This window comes from Ruegeria sp. G12 (assembly GCF_056533565.1).
The window spans coordinates 28110-46511 of sequence record NZ_JBQFOO010000011.1 but is presented as its reverse complement, the minus strand read 5'-3'; the positions used below and the strand labels follow the sequence as shown (position 1 = coordinate 46511).

The following is an 18402-nucleotide window of genomic DNA, read 5'->3' as shown; positions in this document are numbered from 1 at the left end:
AGCTGTTTCAACATAACATGAAGCCCGTCGCACTTGTTTAAGCACACGATTTCCAGGTATCACCTTTGACCGACAGGCTCACATCTTTTGGTTAAAATCCGCCCTAGAAAAGCCAATCCTCTATTGAGAGGGGCGCTTGATACGTCCAGAACGCAGTTTCAGGTGTGTCTGTAGTTGGCAGGGACATTGACGGGACCTCCTGTTCCGTCAAGTTCGATAGCCTGAGTTCCAACCAACTGGTCAATGAGCCATTTCCGGCGACCAGCTTAGGAGTGTCAAAAACAAATGCGTCGTTGTCGGCCAGCTTATTTGCAGAGGGTCCCGCTACGGCTGGTCGGAATGAAATCCCCTCATCCTGCAATTGGAAACCGCCACTGGCAACGACGGCTTCCGCGTTCACCAAAGCGGCGTTTCCGGAATTGTTAGCATCAACGGTGGCGGCAGTAGTGTCGGGAAGTTCGTTTCTCAATCTGGCGATGAGTTCAGGGTTCAATTCCCGTGCGCAATATCCACACATCGTGTTCTCCAAGTATGTCTACCGACAGGCTTTTGGACCCATCGAATTAAATTAGTATCTCTAACGCGGGTATCGGAGAAATGCGGCAGTTTTTGGGCTGTCAACTCAATACCCGGAGTTGGCCATCGCGTCCAAACTACGCGGTCGAAAAGCCGATCAGGACTCACCGACCGTTTGTCCAGTCATTCACCCCTTTGAGAACGCGTTTATAGAACGTGCCTTGCGCATCCCCACCCGCAGGACTTACAACCAACTCCCGATCCAAGTTCAGCACCCCTGCGGGTACGATTTGCCGCGCGATCTCGGGCGGTGTGGTTTCGTCGGACGTTCCATTCTTCCAATCGTGAAAGGCTGATGAGTATCGAACGACTGCTCCGCTCGTCGGCAAATCGAGCAGCCCGCCCTCGGCAAAGAACGTCAACCCGTCGCCCATTTCTTCGCCGATGAGTTTGAGCCTGTTCCCCAAACGATGTTTAAGGATGGCCACAAACACGATCGCTGCGGAAAACGTGAACTTATCGACAAGCACAACAACCTGCTGACTTGCGCTTTGCGCGATCGCGTCGATCAGGGGCATCGTTAGAAGAAAATCGCCGCCAGTATTTCCGCGAACGTCAATCAAGAGTGTTTTGTGCGAGCAAGCGCGCACGCAGGACGCGGCATCTGAGATGGCTTTAGGCAGTGCGTTCTCACTAGGATCAGAGAAGCTTGGTAAAGCTATTGATAGCCCAAGCTCCTGCCAGTCGTGCATTTCCACAAAGGTCCTGGGCTCCCAGGTTGGATCAGCCTTGCCGTGCTCATTTCTTGGGTAGAGCGTCGATGCAGGAACAGTATTTCCATTTGCCACTGTCAGATTGGTTATCTGTCCGTTTTTGTCCCGCACATGATACTCGGTCGTACCGTCGTCTGAAGAAAACCCCAAATGTTTCAAAGCGTAAGGCCAAGCCAAAAGGATCGGTCCGATGACCCGTTTCCTTTGGCGCGTTCCCGCCAGTAATTTCACCGCAGCGGCTTCGATTTGGCTCAAGGCTGCGCCGTTTACTGCGATCAACTCGCCTTGCGGTGCAGTTACCCCTGGTGCTGTACCAATGAGGTGCACGGATTGCCCCACGCTCACGAACCTCAGCGGTACCACCGAGATCGCATCATTCGGGATCAGGCGTGTGTGCCCATTCTCGGGAAGGGCCAACAGGCGCATTGCGGATAACAGAAAGGCTTCGGTGGCGCCCTCCAACGCGTATCGTCGGCAGTCCTCAATGCAGTTGTCTATCACGGCTTTTTCGATCCGCCGAAAGCTGGGATCGGTTGGCAGCGCAGTTTCCAGAATTTGCTTCAGGTCTTCCGTCAGCGACATGATTCAAGGTGCGCATAGCCCAACGTCAATGTCCAGATTGGGCTGGAACCGGGTCTTCTTGCTTCAGCCACAAACGCCCGGTTGGTTGCGATGCAAATGTCAGCCTTGTGGGGCGTTCAACACTTACGGCTACTGCGATGCAGGCAAAAACGTCGCCGGATGCATGATGATATCGAAATGCTGCATCCCCTTTTGCAGATCGAAACTGAGCGAGTGTCCGCCCTTGCGCAGCCGTTCTGCGTAATCCCGACTCTGGCGGACGAATTCGGGCGTGTCGCGCTCGGCCACGGTTACGCGATAGCGCGGGCCGGGGGCGGGCAGGTGCAGGTTGGGGGACAGGTCGTGGACCTCGACAGGCGTCAGTTGCAGCGGGTCGTTGACCGGGGTCAGGCTGATCGGTTCCAGATCGTAGACCCCGCTGATCAGAATGACATCGCGCACGCGCAAGCCGGCCCGCGCCAGCGCATCCGCCGAGGTCGCCATGACCATCGCCACAAGATGCGCACCTGCGCTGTGGCCCGACAGGGTGATCCGTGAGGGGTCGAACCCCAGCGCACCCGCCTGCGAGGCCAGCCACAGCAGCGCATCACGGCATTCCGCGACCATGTCCCCAATGCGCGCATCGGGGGCGAGCGTGTAGTTCAGGGTGGCAAAGGAGTGCTCGGCCTCGATCAGTGCCGGGGCCATCATCGCCGACTCGCGCTGGCTGAGGGCCTGCCAGTACCCGCCGTGAATAAAGACATGCAGCGGCGCGCCCGCGCCTTTGGCCGGAAAGAAATCCAGCACCTGCGCGGAACTGTCGCCATAGGCCAGATTCTCATGGCAGGTCATCTGCGCGCGGTGCTGCGCGCTGAGCGCGGCGTAGCTGTCGATATAGGGCGTCAGGTCGCCGCCGATCATGGACCGGGGCGAATATTCCTGATCCAACTCGTCCTGTGAAAATCCGCGATACAGCATGGAACGCCCTCTTTTTCCGATAGGGTATTCCTTGTGCAGCCCGTGCGCGAAATCAACCGCTTTCAGGTCCAGTCCAGCACAACCTTGCCGGATTGGCCGGATTTCATCGCAGCAAACCCTTTGGCGAAGTCATCCACCTTCATCTGATGGGTGATCACCCGGCTGACATCCAGACCGTTCTGCAACATAGCGATCATCTTGTACCAGGTCTCGAACATCTCGCGGCCATAGACGCCTTTGATGGTGATCGCCTTGAACACGATGCGCGACCAGTCGACCGGGGATTTGCCGGGGGGTATCCCCAGCAAGGCGATCTTGCCGCCCATCACCAGCGCCTCGACCATCTGGTCCAGCGCGATTTGCGAGCCTGACATCTCGAGCCCCACATCAAAGCCCTGAGACATACCCAGTTCGGTGATGACATCCTGCAGATCTTCTTTCGAGACATCGACCGTGCGCACCGTCGGCACCACATGTTCGGCCAGTTTCAGGCGGTCGGGGTTGATATCGGTGATCACCACATGCCGTGCACCGGCATGGCGGGCGACGGCGGCGGCCATGATGCCGATGGGGCCCGCGCCGGTGATCAGCACATCCTCACCCAGCAGATCAAAGCTGAGCGCGGTGTGAACGGCATTGCCTAGCGGGTCGAGGATCGCTCCGATCTCATCCGGGACATCATCGGGCAGGGGGACCACGTTGAAGGCGGGCAGTTTCAGGTATTGGGCAAAGGCCCCCTGTTCGTTCACGCCAATCCCGCGCGTGCCCGGGTCCAGATGGAACTTGCCAGCGCGGCTTTGGCGGCTGTCGGTGCCGATCAGGTGCCCTTCGCCCGAGCAGCGCTGCCCGACATCCAGGCCGGTCACATTGCGCCCGATCTCGACGATCTCTCCGGCAAACTCGTGGCCGGTGATCATCGGTACCGGAACCGTGGCGGCGGCCCACTCATCCCAGTTCCAGATATGGATATCCGTACCGCAGATGCCGGTCTTGTTGACGCGGATCAGGACCTCATCCGGGCCGATCTCGGGCACCGGGGCCTGTATCATCCACAGGCCTTCCTCGGGTTTCGATTTTTCCAGCGCTTTCATGGTGTTGGGTCGCATAGGTTTACTCCCACAAATCGGTGGACAGGTATTTCAGGCCGCTGTCGCACATGACAATTGCGATGCAGCCGCCCTTTTCGGGGCCACGTAAAAGATCAATGGCGGCGGCAAGATTTGCCCCGGCCGAATAACCGGCGAAAATCCCTTCGGTTCGTGCCAGTAGCCGGGCGCAGTCCCGCGCTGCTTTTCCGGATACCGCCAAGTGACCGTTCAGAGTCGTCCCGCTCAGATGTACCAGATCACTTATCGCGTAACCGCCCCCCTGAATCGGGTGATCGGGGGTGCTGACCGTGTCTCCGGCAATTGCGCGCGCGCCTTCGGGTTCAACGGCATAGCAGCGCACGCCCAGCGGGCCGAGGTATTCGGCTGCCCCGGCCAAGGTGCCACCGGACCCGGCGAAGTCACAGAACGCTGTTACGGACCCACCGGATTGCTCCCAGATTTCGGGGCCCGTGCCGGTGGCGTGTGCTTTCGGGTTGCCCGAATGTCCGAACTGATCTGCGCGAAACGCATTGCGTTCCGTTGTGATGCGTTGGGCGGCCTCGTCGACCAGCGCCAGATCGGCCCCCGAAACCTCGCCCGGCCTGCTGCCCTCGGCTTGCGGGACGATGATGACCTCGGCCCCCAAGGCCCGCATCATGCGGGCGCGTTCGACCGAGTTTCCCGCGCTCATCACGGCGACAAACGGGTGGCCCAGAATACCGCAGACAATCGCCAGCCCGGTTCCCATATTGCCCGAGGTCAGTTCGACCACGGTCTGCCCCGGTAACAACGTGCCATCCGCACGGGCCAGTTCGATGATAGAGCGGGCCGCGCGGTCCTTCTTGGAAAATCCGGGCAGCAGATAATCCAGCTTGGCCAGAATCCGGCCCTCAAGATCGAGCGACTGACAAATGCGGGTCAACTCGACCAGAGGCGTGTTTTCAATGGCCTCGATGACAGAGGGGTGGATCACGAGATTATCCCCAACTCTTTGCCGACCTTGCCAAAGGCCGCCAGCGCGCGGTCCAATTCGTCCTTGGTCAAAGCCGCGTTCATCTGCGTTCTGATCCGGGCCTTGCCGCGGGGCACAACGGGGAAGAAAAAGCCCGAGACATAGACGCCCTCGTCAAACAGTTTTGACGCCATCTCCTGCGCCACCGTTGCCTCGCCCAGCATCACCGGGATGATCGGGTGTTCGCCGGGCAGAAGGTCAAAGCCCAGTTTCTCCAGTCCCGCGCGCCAGTATTTGGCGTTGCCGAACAGTTGCGCGCGCAGCATGTCGCCCTCTTCCACCAGCCGGATGGCTTCCAGACCGGCGGCGACGATGGACGGCGGCAGCGAGTTTGAGAACAGATAGGGCCGCGCCCGCTGCCGCAGCAGGTCGATCACTGGCTGCGGCCCGGCGATATAGCCGCCGATTGCCCCCCCAAGTGCCTTGCCCAAAGTTCCCGTCAGAATGTCCACATCGACGCCGAAATGATCCGGCGTGCCCGCCCCGTTCGGCCCCATGAAGCCGGTGGCGTGGCAATCATCGACCATGACGATGGCGTCATATTTGTCGGCCAGTTCCCGGATCTTTGGCAGGTTGGCCAGATAGCCATCCATCGAAAACACACCATCGGTGGCGATCATGATGTGCCGCGCGCCATCCTCGCGCGCCTGTTTCAGCCACGCCTCAAGATCGTTCATGTCATTGTTCATGTAACGATAGCGCTTGGCCTTGCACAGCCGCACCCCGTCGATAATCGAGGCGTGGTTCAGACTGTCCGAGATGATGGCATCTTCGGGTCCCAGAAGCGGTTCGAACAGACCGCCATTTGCGTCAAAGCAAGCGGCGAACAGGATCGCGTCGTCCTTGTTCAGGAATGCGGCCAGCTTCTGTTCCAACTCGCGGTGAATGTCCTGCGTGCCGCAGATGAAGCGGACCGAGGCCATGCCGAAACCCTTGGGCTCCATCGCGCCTTTGGCGGCGTCGATCAACGCTGGGTGGTCGGCCAGCCCCAGATAGTTGTTGGCGCACAGGTTGATGACCTGCCGGTCGCCCACCGTAATCTCACCGCCCTGAGGCGAGGTGATCATTCGCTCGCGTTTATACAGACCTTCAGCTTCGATCTGGGCGAGGGTGTCCGTGATGTGGGACAGGAATGCATCTGCCATGGCGGTCTCCGGTTTGTCTGAGTCGCGTGTCTAACATAGCGGACGTAATTCCCAAATAGGAGAATTACAATATGAAGGAAAAATATCCGTGAAGGTGGAATACTGCTGATGTCAGGCGTTCTTGACGATCAGGAATACCCGCGCCGGTTCGGCGGCTGATATGGAATGCGCGATATCGGCGGCATAGCGTGCGGTATCGCCCTGCCCAAGGTCCGAGATCGCCGTGCCCGAGGTGACGCGGACCGCGCCCTCGAGCACGGTCAGTTGCTCGCGCGCGCCGCGTGCATGGGGCTGGCTGTTCAGGGCCCCACCGGCGTCGAACTGAATGTCATAGACCTCGTGCCCGCCGGCTTCTTCCGGGGGAGAGAGGATGCGGATCCGGCATTTCTCGCCCATGTTGTCGATGCTGGGCACCTCGGCGCTGCGCAACACTTCGATACGGTCGGTGTTTTCGCCGTCTTCCAGCAGTCCGGCAAAATCGACCTGAAGCGCGCGGGTCAGGTTCCACAGGGTCGAGATCGTCGGGCTGCTTTCGCCGCGCTCGATCTGGCTGACCATCGACCGGGACACGCCGCTGAGGTTGGCCACCGCTTCCAGCGAGAGCCCCTTGGCGCGGCGCGCCTCTTTCAGGCGGGCGGGCAGGCGTGTCAGGATATCGTCTGTGTCTTCCGTCATCACGGAATCTCATGCGCCTTTCCGGATGTGATGTCAATTCCGGGCGTGACAGTGAGTCCAATAGTCAGACTATGCTGCAGGAGCATAATGCGCGCATATTCTGGAGGAGAGAGATATGAATGACGTAGTGATTCTGGATGGTGCCCGCACCGCCATCGGGACGTTCGGAGGTGCATTGGCATCGACCGCCCCCATCGATCTTGCCACCGTAGCGACCGAAGCTGCGCTAGAGCGTTCAGGTGTCGAGGGTGGACAGATAGGCCACGTTGTCTTTGGCCATGTGATCAACACCGAACCGCGCGATATGTATCTGTCACGGGCCGCTGCGAAACAGGCTGGCGTGTCCGATGAGACCCCGGCGATGAACGTGAACCGGCTGTGCGGTTCGGGCGCTCAGGCGATTGTCTCGGCGGCGCAGTCGCTGATGCTGGGGGATGCGGAATTCGCGTTGGCGGGTGGCGCGGAAAGCATGTCGCGCGGGCCCTACATTGTGCCGCAGGCGCGTTGGGGCGCCAAGATGGGGGATGTCACCTCGCTGGACATGATGGTTGGCGCGCTGAATTGCCCCTTCGGGACCGGTCATATGGGTGTCACGGCCGAAAACGTCGCCGATGAGCATCAGATCACGCGCGAACAGATGGACGCCTTTGCCGTCACCAGCCAGACCCGCGCGGCTGCGGCAATCGAGGCTGGGTATTTTGACAGCCAGATCGCTCCGGTTCAGGTGAAGGTCCGGCGCGACATGGTCGATTTCAAGGTCGACGAACATCCCAAGGCCACCACCGCCGAGACACTGGCGGGCTTGCGTCCGGTCTTCAAGAAAGAGGGTCGTGTGACGGCGGGCAACGCCTCGGGTATCAACGATGGGGCTGCCGCGATGGTTCTGGCCACGGCGGATGCGGCCGAGAAAGCGGGGCTGAAGCCCAAGGCGCGGATTTTGGGCTATGCCCATGCTGGCGTGCGGCCCGAGGTGATGGGGATCGGTCCGGTTCCGGCGGTGCAGAACCTGCTGGCCAAGACGGGGCTTTCGATTGCCGATTTCGACGTGATCGAAAGCAACGAAGCCTTCGCGGCGCAGGCTTTGGCCGTGAACAAGGAGCTTGGGCTGGACGCGGGCAAGGTGAACCCCAACGGCGGCGCGATCGCTCTGGGCCATCCGGTTGGTGCGACGGGGGCGATCATCACGCTGAAGGCACTGTATGAGCTGGAGCGCACGGGTGGGTCGAAAGGCCTGATTACCATGTGCATCGGGGGCGGTCAGGGGATTGCCCTTGCCATCGAGCGGCTCTGATCGGGACCGTTGCAGGGGGGCTGTCTGCCCCCCATCGCGCCGCTGGCGCGATTCCCCCCGAGGATTTTTTCAGACAGATGAAGGGGCGGATCGGGGCTAGCTGAGGGCTGTCAGGATCAGAACAATGGCCGCGCCTGCGGCTGCGCCGATGGCGGCGGGCAGGGCCGAGGACCTGAGCAAGGACTGATCCGTGTCGTCTTTCTGGGTCTGGGCGATCAGCGCGTTTTCCACCAGTGCGGGCAGGCGGGGGCCGAAGCGGGCCAGCACCAGTGCGGTTTTGCCGAAGTCGCGCAGGGCGGCGCGGGGGCCGATGGATTGCTTGATGTAATCCTCGACCACCGGGCGGGCGACTTCCCAGATGTTCATATGCGGGTCGAGCGAGCGCGCGACGCCTTCGACCACCACCATCGTGCGTTGCAGCAGGATCAGTTCGGTGCGGGTTTCCATGCCGAAGCGTTCGGTGACTTCGAACAGGTAGTTCAGCAGGCGGCCCATCGAGATATGGGTGGCGTCCATGCCGAAGATGGGTTCGCCCACCGCGCGCAGGGCGCGTGCGAATTCGTCTACGTCTTGATTGGCGGGGACGTAGCCGGCCTCAAAATGGACCTCGGCCACGCGTTTATAGTCGCGTCGGATGAAGCCGAAGAGGATCTCGGCATAGACCCGGCGGGTGTATTCGTCGATATGGCCCATGATGCCGTAGTCATAGGCGATGATGTCTCCGTTCGCGGCGACCTTGAGGTTGCCCTGGTGCATGTCGGCATGGAAATAGCCGTCGCGCAGGGCGTGCAGCAGGAACAGGCGCAGGACGCGTTCCGCCAGATCGCGGCGGTTGTGGCCTGCGGCGTCAAGCGCATCGTTGTCGCCCAGCGGGATGCCATCGGCCCAGCTGAGGGTCATCACGCGGCGCGCGGACAGGGACCAGACCACGGGGGGTAGCCAGAAACCTGCGTCATCCTTGGTATTGGCGGCGTATTCTGACGCGGCGGCGCTTTCGAGGCGGAGGTCGAGTTCTCCGCGCACGACGCCGTCGAAATGCTCGATCACCTCCATCGGGCGCAGGCGGCGGGCGCCGGGGGCGCACAGCGCGACGATGCGGGCGGCGAAGTAGAAGGCGTCGACGTCCTTGCGGAAGGCGCGTTCGATGCCGGGGCGCAGGACTTTGACGGCGACATCCTCGCCAGTGCTGGTCAGTTTGGCCTTGTGCACCTGCGCGATCGAGGCGGCAGCGATGGGTTCGCTGAAATCGCTGAAGATTTCCGAGACGGGCTGACCCAGTTCCCGTTCGACCTCGGCCATGGCTTCGGCCTTGGAAAAGGGGGGCAGCTTGTCCTGCAGCACCCGCAATTGTGCCGCCAGTTCGTCGCCGACCACATCGGGGCGGGTCGAGAGGACCTGACCGAACTTGATATAGGCCGGTCCCAGCGCGGTCAGCGCGCGGGTCGCGGGTGGCATCTCGGGGTCGCCCTTGTAGCCCAGCCATTGGAAGGGTTTGCCGAGGGTATGCGCCACGATGCGCAGGGCGCGTGGGGCCTCGAACGCATCCAGCACCACATTCATGGCACCGGTGCGCTCCAAAGTGGCGCCCGTGCGGATCAGGCGGATGATGTTGTGGGGGCCGCGCATCTAGATTTTCCAGCCGGAATGCAGCGCGGCGATTCCCATGCTCAGGTTGCGGTATTTGGCGTTTTCGAATCCGGCGGTGCGGACCATCGACAGGAAAGTGTCCTGATCGGGGAACTTGCGGATCGATTCGACCAGATACTGATAGCTGTCGTAATCATTGGCGATCAGCTTGCCCATGCGTGGGATGACGTTGAAGCTGTAGAGATCATAGAGCTTTTGCAGCCCGTCATTGGGCAATTGGCTGAACTCCAGCACCATCAGGCGGCCACCGGGTTTCAACACACGGTAAGCCTCGTTCAGCGCCTCCTGCGGGCGGGTGACGTTCCGGATGCCGAACGAGATGGTGTAGACGTCGAATGTGTTGTCCTCGAAGGGCAGGGACATCGCGTCGCCCACCACCCAGTTCAGGCTGTCGGCCATTTGGTCGGCTTCGGCGCGCTGACGGCCTTCGACCAGCATGGGCTCGGTCAGGTCCAGAACGGTGGCGTGGCCGTGGCCCGCGCGTTTGAGGAATCGGAAGGAAATGTCTCCGGTCCCCCCTGCGACGTCCAGCAGGCGCTGACCGGGGCGCGGGGCCAGCCAATCCATCATCGCGTCTTTCCAGACCCGGTGGATGCCCATCGACATGACATCGTTCATCACGTCGTATTTCGAGGCGACCGAGTTGAACACGCCCTGCACGCGCCCGGCCTTTTCAGTCTCGCGCACGGTTTCAAACCCGAAATGAGTGGTCTTGTCGTTGGTGTCGGACATTTGCCTTGCCGTTCGTCGAATTTCGCCTCTGTTATAGGGCCATGAGAGGCGGGCACAATGCGGCCCTTTGGAATAGGAGCCATCTAATGCCCGAATTGCCCGAGGTCGAGACAGTAAGACGCGGCCTGTCCCCGGCGATGGAGGGGGTGGTGATCGAACGGGCAGACGTGAACCGCCCCGATCTGCGCTGGCCGTTTCCGGACCGGATGGCCGAACGGCTGACCGGGCAGACGGTTCAGCGCCTGCGGCGGCGGTCGAAATATATTCTGGCCGACCTCAGCAGCGGTGAAACTCTGTTGATCCATCTGGGCATGTCCGGGCGGATGACAGTGTCTGGTGACCCTCTGGGGCAGTTCGTGCATGACCATCCAGCGGTGCAAAAGCATGACCATGTGGTGTTTCACATGGCCAACGGTGCGCGGATTACCTTCAACGACCCGCGCCGGTTTGGGGCGATGGATTTGTTGCCAACAGCATCGGCGGAGCAGCACAAGCTGCTCTCGGTTCTGGGGCCCGAGCCCTTGGGCAACGACTTTCACGAACAGCACCTGATTGACGCGTTCAAAGGCAAGAACACCCCGGTCAAATCGGCGCTTCTGGATCAGGGAATCGTTGCCGGGCTGGGAAATATCTACGTTTGCGAGGCGCTTTATCGCGGCAAGGTGTCTCCTCGGCGCAAGGCCGGTCAGATTTCTGGGTCGCGTGTCTCAGCGCTGGTGCCGATCATCCGACAGGTGCTGCAGGACGCCATCGAGGCGGGCGGTTCATCGCTGCGCGATTTCCGCCAAGCTGATGGAGAGCTTGGATATTTTCAACACAGTTTCGATGTCTATGGCCGCGAGGGCGAACCCTGCCGAACCGAAGGGTGCGGGGAGACGATCCGGAGAATCACCCAATCCGGTCGCTCATCTTTCTATTGCGCGCAATGCCAAAGATAACTTGATCCAGCCCATGCGCGTGGTAAGGAATCGTACCTGAACGGAACAACCGGAAGCTTACACCTCATGGCTTTTGAGACGATCATCGTCGAAATCGAAGACCACGTCGCCCTTATCAAACTCGACCGCCCTGACGCGATGAATGCGCTTAACACCCAGTTGATGACTGAGTTGTGTACGGCGCTGGAGGACGCCGACGGGAACGACAAGGTGCGGTGCATCGTCATCACCGGATCGGAAAAGGCCTTTGCTGCGGGCGCGGACATCAAGGAAATGTCCGAGATGAGTTTTGTTCAGGTCTATGGCCAGAACCTGTTCGGGGACGCAAATGACCGGATCACCGCCATCCGCAAACCGATCATCGCCGCTGTTGCAGGCTATGCGCTGGGCGGTGGATGCGAATTGGCGATGATGTGCGATTTCATCATCGCATCCGATACCGCCAAGTTCGGCCAGCCCGAGATCAATCTGGGCGTCATTGCCGGTCTGGGCGGCACCCAGCGCCTGACCCGCTTTGTTGGCAAGTCCAAGGCGATGGATATGAACCTGACCGGTCGTTTCATGGATGCCGAAGAGGCTGAGCGTGCAGGGCTTGTCAGCCGCATCGTCCCCGCCAAGAAGCTGGTCGAAGAGGCCGTGGGCGCGGCGCAGAAAATTGCAGAGAAATCGCAGCTAACTGCAATGGCCGCGAAAGAGGCGGTGAACCGCAGCTATGAGCTGCCGCTGAGCGAAGGGATGCTGTTCGAACGCCGGGTGTTCCATTCGATGTTCGCCACCGAAGATCAGAAAGAGGGCATGGCCGCGTTTCTGGAAAAACGTGCGGCGCAGTTCCGCGACAAGTAAGCCCGTCTTCGGGTGCCAAAACAGGCGGGCTTGGCCCCGCCTTTTTCATGCCTGCACTTTGCGCTCAAGAATCCGCTTGGCAAACCTGGACAACTTGGATAGTAAGCGCCGCTATACATGCGCGTGCGGCCCGCCTGGCCCGACTCACACTCGTGATTTCTGATCCGGTGCGGATAATTCCCGTGGCGCGCAACCCAAGATAACCGTACCGAACAAAGGTCAAAGTCACATGGCAAATTCGCCCCAGGCAAAGAAGCGCGCTCGTCAGAACGAAAAGCGTTTCGCCGTAAACAAAGCACGCCGTTCGCGCATCCGCACCTATCTGCGTAAAGTTGAAGAAGCAATCGCATCCGGCGACAAGGACGCGGCCACCGCAGCGCTGCGGGCGGCTCAGCCCGAACTGATGCGCGGCGTCACCAAAGGCGTCTTCCACAAGAACACCGCATCGCGCAAAATGTCCCGCCTGTCGGCACGGGTCAAAGCGCTGGGCTAAGCTATCTGGTTGACCTTGGGTCACGTCAGAAAAGCTGAACCAATTTGAAAGGCGCCGCGCAAGCGGCGCTTTTTTTCACCTGTTGCCAGAAAACCGCGCCTTCACAAAACCGAGAGATTCTTTCGCCCCGAACCCCGAGTCAATATCAGAGTTTCGTTGCCGCGCCGGGTCTCGTCTTGTTACCACTAATCTAGCGATTCACTCGCTTGGGGGGACAGGCTGTTTCCACGATCTGAATGACGGGCATCAGGAGGGTTGTGGAATCATAGTCGTGATCCGGCTAACGCCGGGCTGCCGATCTGCCACGGATCTCGGGTAACCGTTGGTCCTGGCCCTGTCAAAAAATGCGAATGCGATCTGCGCACCGGTTTGCCGGACGATCCTGTTATTGGCCGTTCCATTGGCCGGGTTGCAGAGCGTTTATTAGGACAGACCCGCCGAACCGTTAGGTCCGGCGACGGGATACCTTTGCGCGTGTGAATCCATAAACCGGGCGACCGGGACATAGTCAATAAGGCCGACAGGCCAATAAAGAATGGGATGCGTGAGGCGCTGAATGACACAAGAGAAATGGGGACTACTGCGTAACAAGTTGCTCAAGGTTGTTGGTCGGAACAACTACACCACCTGGATCGAACCTCTGGAATTTCAGGAGTTGCAGGATGGTGTGGCCGTGTTCTCGGTGCCGACGAATTTCATGGGCAACTATGTCAGCCAAAATTTTGCGGACCTCATTTTATACGAGTTGAACACCTCGGGTGAGACAGTGCAGCGTCTGGATTTCCGTGTCGCCGCCAATTCACCTACGCGACCCTCGCCCGTTGCGGAAGCCAAATCGGAATTCAAAGCCGCCGAACCTGCCACGCCACAGGCAGAGGCCACGCCGGACGCGTTCGAGTCGCTGCAGGCCGCGCCTTTGGACAAGCGGTTCACCTTTGACAGCTTTGTGGTCGGCAAGCCCAACGAATTGGCCCATGCTGCCGCGCGCCGCGTGTCCGAGGGCGGTCCGGTTACGTTTAACCCGCTGGTCCTGTATGGTGGTGTGGGCCTTGGTAAGACCCACCTGATGCACGCGATCGCCTGGGAGCTAAAAACCAAGCACCCAGAACTGAACGTGCTCTACCTGTCCGCCGAGCAGTTCATGTACCGTTTCGTGAAGGCCCTGCGCGAGCGTCGGATGATGGATTTCAAACATCTGTTCCGCTCGGTCGATGTGCTCATGGTGGACGACGTGCAGTTCATCGCCGGCAAGGATTCCACACAGGAGGAATTCTTCCACACCTTCAACGCTCTGGTGGACCAGAACAAGCAGATCATCATCTCGGCCGACCGTGCGCCCGGTGAAATCAAGGATCTTGAGGACCGCGTGAAATCGCGCCTGCAATGCGGGCTGGTGGTGGACTTGCACCCGACCGACTATGAGCTGCGTCTGGGCATCCTGCAGAACAAGGTCCAGCATTACAGCAACACCTATCCCGACCTGACCATCGCTGACGGGGTTCTGGAATTCCTCGCACAGCGCATCTCGACCAACGTGCGCGTGCTGGAAGGGGCGTTGACCCGTCTCTTTGCTTTTGCTTCGCTGGTTGGGCGTGAGATCGACATGGACCTGACGCAGGATTGTCTGGCCGATGTGCTGCGGATGTCCGAGCGTAAGATCACCGTCGAAGAAATTCAGCGCAAGGTCTCTGAGTATTACAACATCCGCCTGTCCGACATTATCGGCCCCAAGCGCCTGCGGTCTTATGCCCGCCCGCGTCAAGTGGCGATGTATCTGTGCAAGCAGCTGACCAGCCGGTCGCTGCCCGAGATTGGCCGCCGTTTTGGCGGCCGTGACCACACCACCGTGATGCATGGTGTCAAGCGGATTGAAGAGCTGAAGCTGACCGACGGCCAGATTGCCGAAGATGTCGAGATGCTGCGCCGGTCGCTGGAAGCCTGAGTCACATCCCCAAACCACTCAGAAACGCCCCGGACCATTGGCCCGGGGCGTTTTCTTGTGCGCATTTCTCCACGGTCGGCGGGTGAACTGTGTCGCAACGACCACGCGGCCCTTGACGGTTGCGGCATTCCGACCCAGAAATCGGTAAAAAATCCTTGTGCCTCAGGGCGGAACCGCTAACGTGCCAGTCCCGCCTATTTCGGCACGCAAGTCAGAGGAATTGAGGGTATGAAGATCAGCATCGAACGCGGCACCCTTCTCAAGGCCGTTTCGCAGGCCCAATCTGTTGTCGAACGGCGCAACACCATTCCCATACTTGCCAATGTGCTGATCGAGGCCGAAGGCGATCAGGTGCAGTTCCGCGCCACCGATCTGGATATCGAGGTGGTCGACAAGGCCCCCGCGCAGGTCGAGAAGGCCGGGGCGACAACCGTGGCTGCAACCACCCTGCACGAGATTGTCCGCAAGCTGCCTGATGGCGCGCTGGTGACGTTGACCGCTGATAGTGCTGCGGGGCGTCTGACGGTCGAGGCGGGCCGGTCGAATTTCTCGCTGGCGACGCTGCCGAAAGAGGATTTCCCTGTTATGGCATCCTCGGAATATGCGTCGAACTTTACCGCCTCGGCGGCGCTGCTGCGGCGGTTGTTCGACAAGTCGAAATTCGCCATCTCTACGGAAGAGACGCGGTACTATCTGAACGGCGTTTACATGCATGTGACTGACGGGTCGGACGGCGGCAAGGTACTGCGCTGCGTGGCCACCGATGGCCACCGCCTGGCCCGCATCGATGCGGACCTGCCGGATGGTGCAGCGGATATGCCCGGTGTGATCGTGCCGCGAAAGACGGTGGGTGAGCTACGGAAACTGCTGGACGATGATGAGATGGATATCGCCGTCTCGGTCAGCGAAACCAAGGTGCGGTTTGCCACGCCGGATATCACGCTGACCTCGAAAGTGATCGACGGCACCTTCCCCGACTACACCCGCGTGATCCCACAGGGCAATACCCGCAAACTGGAAGTGGATGCCGCCGAGTTCGCGCAGGCGGTGGACCGGGTGGCGACTGTTTCGTCCGAGCGTTCACGTGCGGTGAAGCTGCAACTGGACGGGGATAAACTGGTTCTATCGGTGAATGCGCCGGATAGCGGGGCGGCTGAGGAAGAACTGGCCGTGGCCTATGGCGACGAGCGGTTGGAGATCGGGTTCAACGCGAAGTATCTGCTGGAGATTGCCTCGCAGGTGGATCGCGAGAATGCGGTGTTCCTGTTCAACTCAGCGGGCGACCCGACCCTGATGCGCGAGGGCAATGATCAGAGCGCGGTTTATGTTGTCATGCCCATGCGCGTCTGATCGCGCTGGCGCGCGATGCCTTCGGCGACCGTATTTTTGACAAGAAGAAGGGTGGGGTCATGGGATTGGCCCTGACCGAGCTTACGGTCTCGCATTTTCGGTCTCATAAATTGGCGCGGTTGTCCTTGGATGGGCGACCGGTGGCGATCCATGGGCCGAACGGGGCGGGGAAGACGAATATTCTTGAGGCGGTGTCTTTGTTTTCGCCGGGGCGCGGGATGCGGCGGGCGAGTGCGGCTGAGATGACGCGGCGGCCTGAGGCGCTAGGGTGGAAACTGTCCGGTGTTCTGGATGTCCGCGGCCAGCGGTCTGAAATCCAGACCTGGTCCGAAGGCGGCGCGGCACGGCAGGTTCGGATTGATGAGAAATCTGCGACACAAATTGATCTGGGCAAGCTGGCGCGAGTCGTCTGGCTGATCCCTTCAATGGACCGGCTTTGGATCGAAGGGGCCGAGGGGCGGCGGCGGTTTCTGGACCGGATCGCGCTGAGTTTTGATCCCTCGCATGCCGAGGCCTCACTGACCTATGAAAAGGCGATGCGCGAGCGGAACCGGCTGTTGAAAGAGCAGGTGCGGGATGCGCATTGGTATGCGGCGTTGGAGGGGCAGATGGCTGAAATGGGTCATCGTATCCATGTCGCTCGGCTAACAGCATTGGGGCATTTACGGGCTGCGCAGGATCAGGCGGAAACGGCATTTCCTTCGGCTGATCTGGAACTGGTGCAGACCGAGGGCGCGATGCCAGAGACGGCGGAAGATTTGCGTGAGGCTTTGGATGAAAGCCGGTTTCGCGATCTGGCCGCAGGACGGACCTTGGTGGGGCCGCACCGGTCGGATCTGTATGGCGTATTTGCCGCCAAGGGGGTGCCTGCTAAGGATTGCTCGACCGGAGAACAAAAAGCGCTGCTGGTCTCGCTGATCCTGTCCAACGCGCGGGCGCTGGCCGGGATGGTTGGGGCACCGCCGATTGTGTTGCTGGATGAGGTGGCCGCGCATCTGGATGCCGGGCGGCGGGCGGCGCTTTATGATGAGATTTGCGCGCTGGGCGCTCAGGCCTGGATGACGGGCACCGGGCCTGAGCTGTTTGCGGAATTAGGCGACCGGGCCCAAACCTTGGTTGTCACCGAAGGCGATGAGGGCTCGGTCGTGACGGCTTAGGCCGGTTCGCTGACCTTGCGTTCCCACAGGAAGCCGCGCATGACTTCGTCCACCGGGGTCTGCGCCATGTGGTTGACGTAGTTCGACATGGTTTTCTGCGCGAGACCCAGTACCACGTCCAGAACCGCGCGATGCGAGTAACCGGCGTCGAAGAAGGCTTGCAGTTGTTCCTCGGTCGGGTTGCCGCGGGATTCCATCACTTGCAGGGTGAATGTGCGCAGTGCCTCAAGCTTGGCCGAGGGCAGTGGGGTTTCGTTGCGCAGAGCCTCGGTGATGTCATCCGAGATCTTCATCATCTTGGCGATACCGGTATGGGCGGGCACGCAGTAGTGGCACTCGTTCGCCACGTTGATCGTCTGCCAGACGACGGTTTTCTCATCATCGTCGAAATCGGTCTGCAGGAACAGGCCGTGCAGGACCTGATAGGCCTCAAGATGCTGCGGGCTTTCCGCCATCACTTTGTGCAGGCCGGGCAGGCGGCCAAACGCGGCCTGAGACTTTTCCAGCAGCGGTTTCGACCCTTCCGGGGCGGTTTCGAGGTCATGAGAGGGGAAGTTTGCCATGTCAAAGCTCCTGTTTCTGGCGCGATGAGTCGTATTTAGGCTTTCTTGAGCGATCACTCAAGTATATATTTGAGTGAACGTTCAAGAATTGGTGAAGCCGATGCCCCGTAAGCCCACATATGACCGCGACGCGCTGATTGCGCAGGCCCGGGATCTGTTCTGGCGTCAGGGCTGGGCCGGGACCTCGCTGAAGGATCTGGAGCGCGAGTTGAACCTGAAACCCGGCAGTTTCTATGCCGCCTTCGGGTCCAAGGATGCGCTGTATGCGCTGACGCTGGAACGATACGCGCTGGATGGCGTGGCTCGTCTGATGGCGTTGGCCGATGAGATCGGGCCGCTGCCGGCGCTCAAGGCGCAGCCGCATGAGGTGATCGACGAAAGTGAGATGCCCGCGCGCGCCTGCATGCTGGCCAAGACCTATGCCGAACTGCAGGCCAGGGGGCACGATTTGGCCGACAAGGCCGGATGCCATATGGCCGAGATGAAGGATTGTTTCGCGACGCTGTTTCGCCGGGCGCAGGAGGCTGGGGAAATCGGACCTGACCACGACCCTGATCGTCTGGCCGCGCGCTATCAGTCCGACATTCTGGGTCTGCGATTGTCGGCCGAACGTAGCGACGTGAATGCGGCGGAAATTGCCGCTGATATCGCGGCGGATCTGGATCGGCTTTGATCCGCACCAACCCTCAGATTCCGAC

Annotated in this window: 17 protein-coding genes; 8 read left to right on the top strand and 9 right to left on the bottom strand. The window is 60.4% G+C overall.

Going from position 1 to position 18402, the window contains the following annotated elements:
• Positions 1 to 680: 680 nt before the first annotated feature.
• From ACR0JN_RS20145 to ACR0JN_RS20120, 6 genes are all read right to left on the bottom strand, one after another.
• A complete protein-coding gene (locus ACR0JN_RS20145) occupies positions 681 to 1871 on the bottom strand; it encodes a S41 family peptidase (RefSeq protein ID WP_480888279.1) in 1191 nt (396 codons plus the stop codon).
• 129 nt (positions 1872 to 2000) lie between these two features.
• Entirely contained in the window at positions 2001 to 2828 is an 828-nt protein-coding gene (locus ACR0JN_RS20140; protein ID WP_480888278.1) for an alpha/beta hydrolase, read from the bottom strand.
• Positions 2829 to 2890: 62 nt separating this feature from the next.
• A complete protein-coding gene (tdh, locus tag ACR0JN_RS20135) occupies positions 2891 to 3919 on the bottom strand; it encodes an L-threonine 3-dehydrogenase (RefSeq protein WP_480888366.1) in 1029 nt (342 codons plus the stop codon).
• A gap of 19 nt (positions 3920 to 3938) precedes the next feature.
• Positions 3939 to 4889 (bottom strand): PLP-dependent cysteine synthase family protein, encoded by a 951-nt coding sequence (locus ACR0JN_RS20130; RefSeq protein WP_480888277.1) that lies wholly within the window; start codon positions 4887 to 4889, stop codon positions 3939 to 3941.
• Positions 4886 to 6073, bottom strand: a complete 1188-nt coding sequence (locus ACR0JN_RS20125) for a glycine C-acetyltransferase (protein ID WP_480818675.1) — start codon at positions 6071 to 6073, stop codon at positions 4886 to 4888. The genes ACR0JN_RS20130 and ACR0JN_RS20125 overlap by 4 nt, the downstream gene beginning before the upstream one ends.
• Positions 6074 to 6184: 111 nt before the next feature.
• Positions 6185 to 6748: a helix-turn-helix domain-containing protein gene (locus ACR0JN_RS20120; RefSeq protein WP_480818676.1), complete on the bottom strand. Its 564-nt coding sequence runs from the start codon at positions 6746 to 6748 to the stop codon at positions 6185 to 6187.
• A gap of 115 nt (positions 6749 to 6863) precedes the next feature.
• Here ACR0JN_RS20120 and ACR0JN_RS20115 point away from each other — a divergent pair, with 115 nt between their 5' ends.
• Positions 6864 to 8039, top strand: a complete 1176-nt coding sequence (locus tag ACR0JN_RS20115) for an acetyl-CoA C-acyltransferase family protein (protein ID WP_480818677.1) — start codon at positions 6864 to 6866, stop codon at positions 8037 to 8039.
• Positions 8040 to 8135: 96 nt separating this feature from the next.
• Here the strand turns inward: ACR0JN_RS20115 and ubiB are convergent, their stop codons facing one another.
• Both ubiB and ubiE read right to left on the bottom strand, forming a co-directional pair.
• Complete coding sequence (gene ubiB, locus ACR0JN_RS20110; RefSeq protein ID WP_480888276.1) at positions 8136 to 9665, bottom strand: 2-polyprenylphenol 6-hydroxylase; 1530 nt, start codon at positions 9663 to 9665, stop codon at positions 8136 to 8138.
• Positions 9666 to 10418, bottom strand: coding sequence for a bifunctional demethylmenaquinone methyltransferase/2-methoxy-6-polyprenyl-1,4-benzoquinol methylase UbiE (gene ubiE, locus ACR0JN_RS20105; protein ID WP_480888275.1), 753 nt, complete (start codon positions 10416 to 10418; stop codon positions 9666 to 9668).
• Between the two features lie 86 nt (positions 10419 to 10504).
• Between ubiE and mutM the strand changes: the two genes are divergently transcribed.
• The 6 genes from mutM (at position 10505) to recF (ending at position 17141) form a co-directional block, all read left to right on the top strand.
• On the top strand, positions 10505 to 11356 hold the full coding sequence (gene mutM, locus ACR0JN_RS20100; protein WP_480888274.1) for a bifunctional DNA-formamidopyrimidine glycosylase/DNA-(apurinic or apyrimidinic site) lyase: 852 nt from the start codon (positions 10505 to 10507) through the stop codon (positions 11354 to 11356).
• 66 nt (positions 11357 to 11422) lie between these two features.
• On the top strand, positions 11423 to 12199 hold the full coding sequence (locus ACR0JN_RS20095; RefSeq protein ID WP_480888273.1) for an enoyl-CoA hydratase: 777 nt from the start codon (positions 11423 to 11425) through the stop codon (positions 12197 to 12199).
• Positions 12200 to 12428: 229 nt separating this feature from the next.
• A complete protein-coding gene (gene rpsT, locus ACR0JN_RS20090; RefSeq protein WP_142638226.1) occupies positions 12429 to 12692 on the top strand; it encodes a 30S ribosomal protein S20 in 264 nt (87 codons plus the stop codon).
• A 556-nt stretch (positions 12693 to 13248) separates the two neighbouring features.
• Entirely contained in the window at positions 13249 to 14634 is a 1386-nt protein-coding gene (gene dnaA / locus ACR0JN_RS20085) for a chromosomal replication initiator protein DnaA (RefSeq protein ID WP_480818681.1), read from the top strand.
• Positions 14635 to 14862: 228 nt separating this feature from the next.
• Positions 14863 to 15984 (top strand): DNA polymerase III subunit beta, encoded by a 1122-nt coding sequence (dnaN, locus tag ACR0JN_RS20080; RefSeq protein WP_480888272.1) that lies wholly within the window; start codon positions 14863 to 14865, stop codon positions 15982 to 15984.
• A gap of 59 nt (positions 15985 to 16043) precedes the next feature.
• Positions 16044 to 17141, top strand: coding sequence for a DNA replication/repair protein RecF (gene recF / locus ACR0JN_RS20075; protein WP_480888271.1), 1098 nt, complete (start codon positions 16044 to 16046; stop codon positions 17139 to 17141).
• On the opposite strand, the gene ACR0JN_RS20070 is transcribed toward recF, so the two are convergent.
• Positions 17138 to 17704: a carboxymuconolactone decarboxylase family protein gene (locus tag ACR0JN_RS20070; RefSeq protein WP_480888270.1), complete on the bottom strand. Its 567-nt coding sequence runs from the start codon at positions 17702 to 17704 to the stop codon at positions 17138 to 17140. The genes recF and ACR0JN_RS20070 overlap by 4 nt on opposite strands.
• Positions 17705 to 17804: 100 nt before the next feature.
• On the opposite strand from ACR0JN_RS20070, the gene ACR0JN_RS20065 reads away from it, so the two are divergent.
• Positions 17805 to 18377: a TetR/AcrR family transcriptional regulator gene (locus tag ACR0JN_RS20065; RefSeq protein ID WP_480888269.1), complete on the top strand. Its 573-nt coding sequence runs from the start codon at positions 17805 to 17807 to the stop codon at positions 18375 to 18377.
• The last annotated feature ends 25 nt before the right edge of the window (positions 18378 to 18402 follow it).

What these genes read in the sequence shown, in the direction of transcription:
- ACR0JN_RS20065 (WP_480888269.1), top strand. Translation starts at nt 17,805, where the DNA reads ATGCCCCGTAAGCCCACATATGACCGCGACGCGCTGATTGCGCAGGCC.
- rpsT (WP_142638226.1), top strand. Translation starts at nt 12,429, where the DNA reads ATGGCAAATTCGCCCCAGGCAAAGAAGCGCGCTCGTCAGAACGAAAAG.
- mutM (WP_480888274.1), top strand. Translation starts at nt 10,505, where the DNA reads ATGCCCGAATTGCCCGAGGTCGAGACAGTAAGACGCGGCCTGTCCCCG.
- recF (WP_480888271.1), top strand. Translation starts at nt 16,044, where the DNA reads ATGGGATTGGCCCTGACCGAGCTTACGGTCTCGCATTTTCGGTCTCAT.
- ACR0JN_RS20095 (WP_480888273.1), top strand. Translation starts at nt 11,423, where the DNA reads ATGGCTTTTGAGACGATCATCGTCGAAATCGAAGACCACGTCGCCCTT.
- ACR0JN_RS20115 (WP_480818677.1), top strand. Translation starts at nt 6,864, where the DNA reads ATGAATGACGTAGTGATTCTGGATGGTGCCCGCACCGCCATCGGGACG.
- dnaN (WP_480888272.1), top strand. Translation starts at nt 14,863, where the DNA reads ATGAAGATCAGCATCGAACGCGGCACCCTTCTCAAGGCCGTTTCGCAG.
- ACR0JN_RS20120 (WP_480818676.1), bottom strand. Translation starts at nt 6,748, where the DNA reads ATGACGGAAGACACAGACGATATCCTGACACGCCTGCCCGCCCGCCTG.
- ACR0JN_RS20140 (WP_480888278.1), bottom strand. Translation starts at nt 2,828, where the DNA reads ATGCTGTATCGCGGATTTTCACAGGACGAGTTGGATCAGGAATATTCG.
- ubiE (WP_480888275.1), bottom strand. Translation starts at nt 10,418, where the DNA reads ATGTCCGACACCAACGACAAGACCACTCATTTCGGGTTTGAAACCGTG.
- ACR0JN_RS20145 (WP_480888279.1), bottom strand. Translation starts at nt 1,871, where the DNA reads ATGTCGCTGACGGAAGACCTGAAGCAAATTCTGGAAACTGCGCTGCCA.
- dnaA (WP_480818681.1), top strand. Translation starts at nt 13,249, where the DNA reads ATGACACAAGAGAAATGGGGACTACTGCGTAACAAGTTGCTCAAGGTT.
- ubiB (WP_480888276.1), bottom strand. Translation starts at nt 9,665, where the DNA reads ATGCGCGGCCCCCACAACATCATCCGCCTGATCCGCACGGGCGCCACT.
- ACR0JN_RS20125 (WP_480818675.1), bottom strand. Translation starts at nt 6,073, where the DNA reads ATGGCAGATGCATTCCTGTCCCACATCACGGACACCCTCGCCCAGATC.
- tdh (WP_480888366.1), bottom strand. Translation starts at nt 3,919, where the DNA reads ATGAAAGCGCTGGAAAAATCGAAACCCGAGGAAGGCCTGTGGATGATA.
- ACR0JN_RS20070 (WP_480888270.1), bottom strand. Translation starts at nt 17,704, where the DNA reads ATGGCAAACTTCCCCTCTCATGACCTCGAAACCGCCCCGGAAGGGTCG.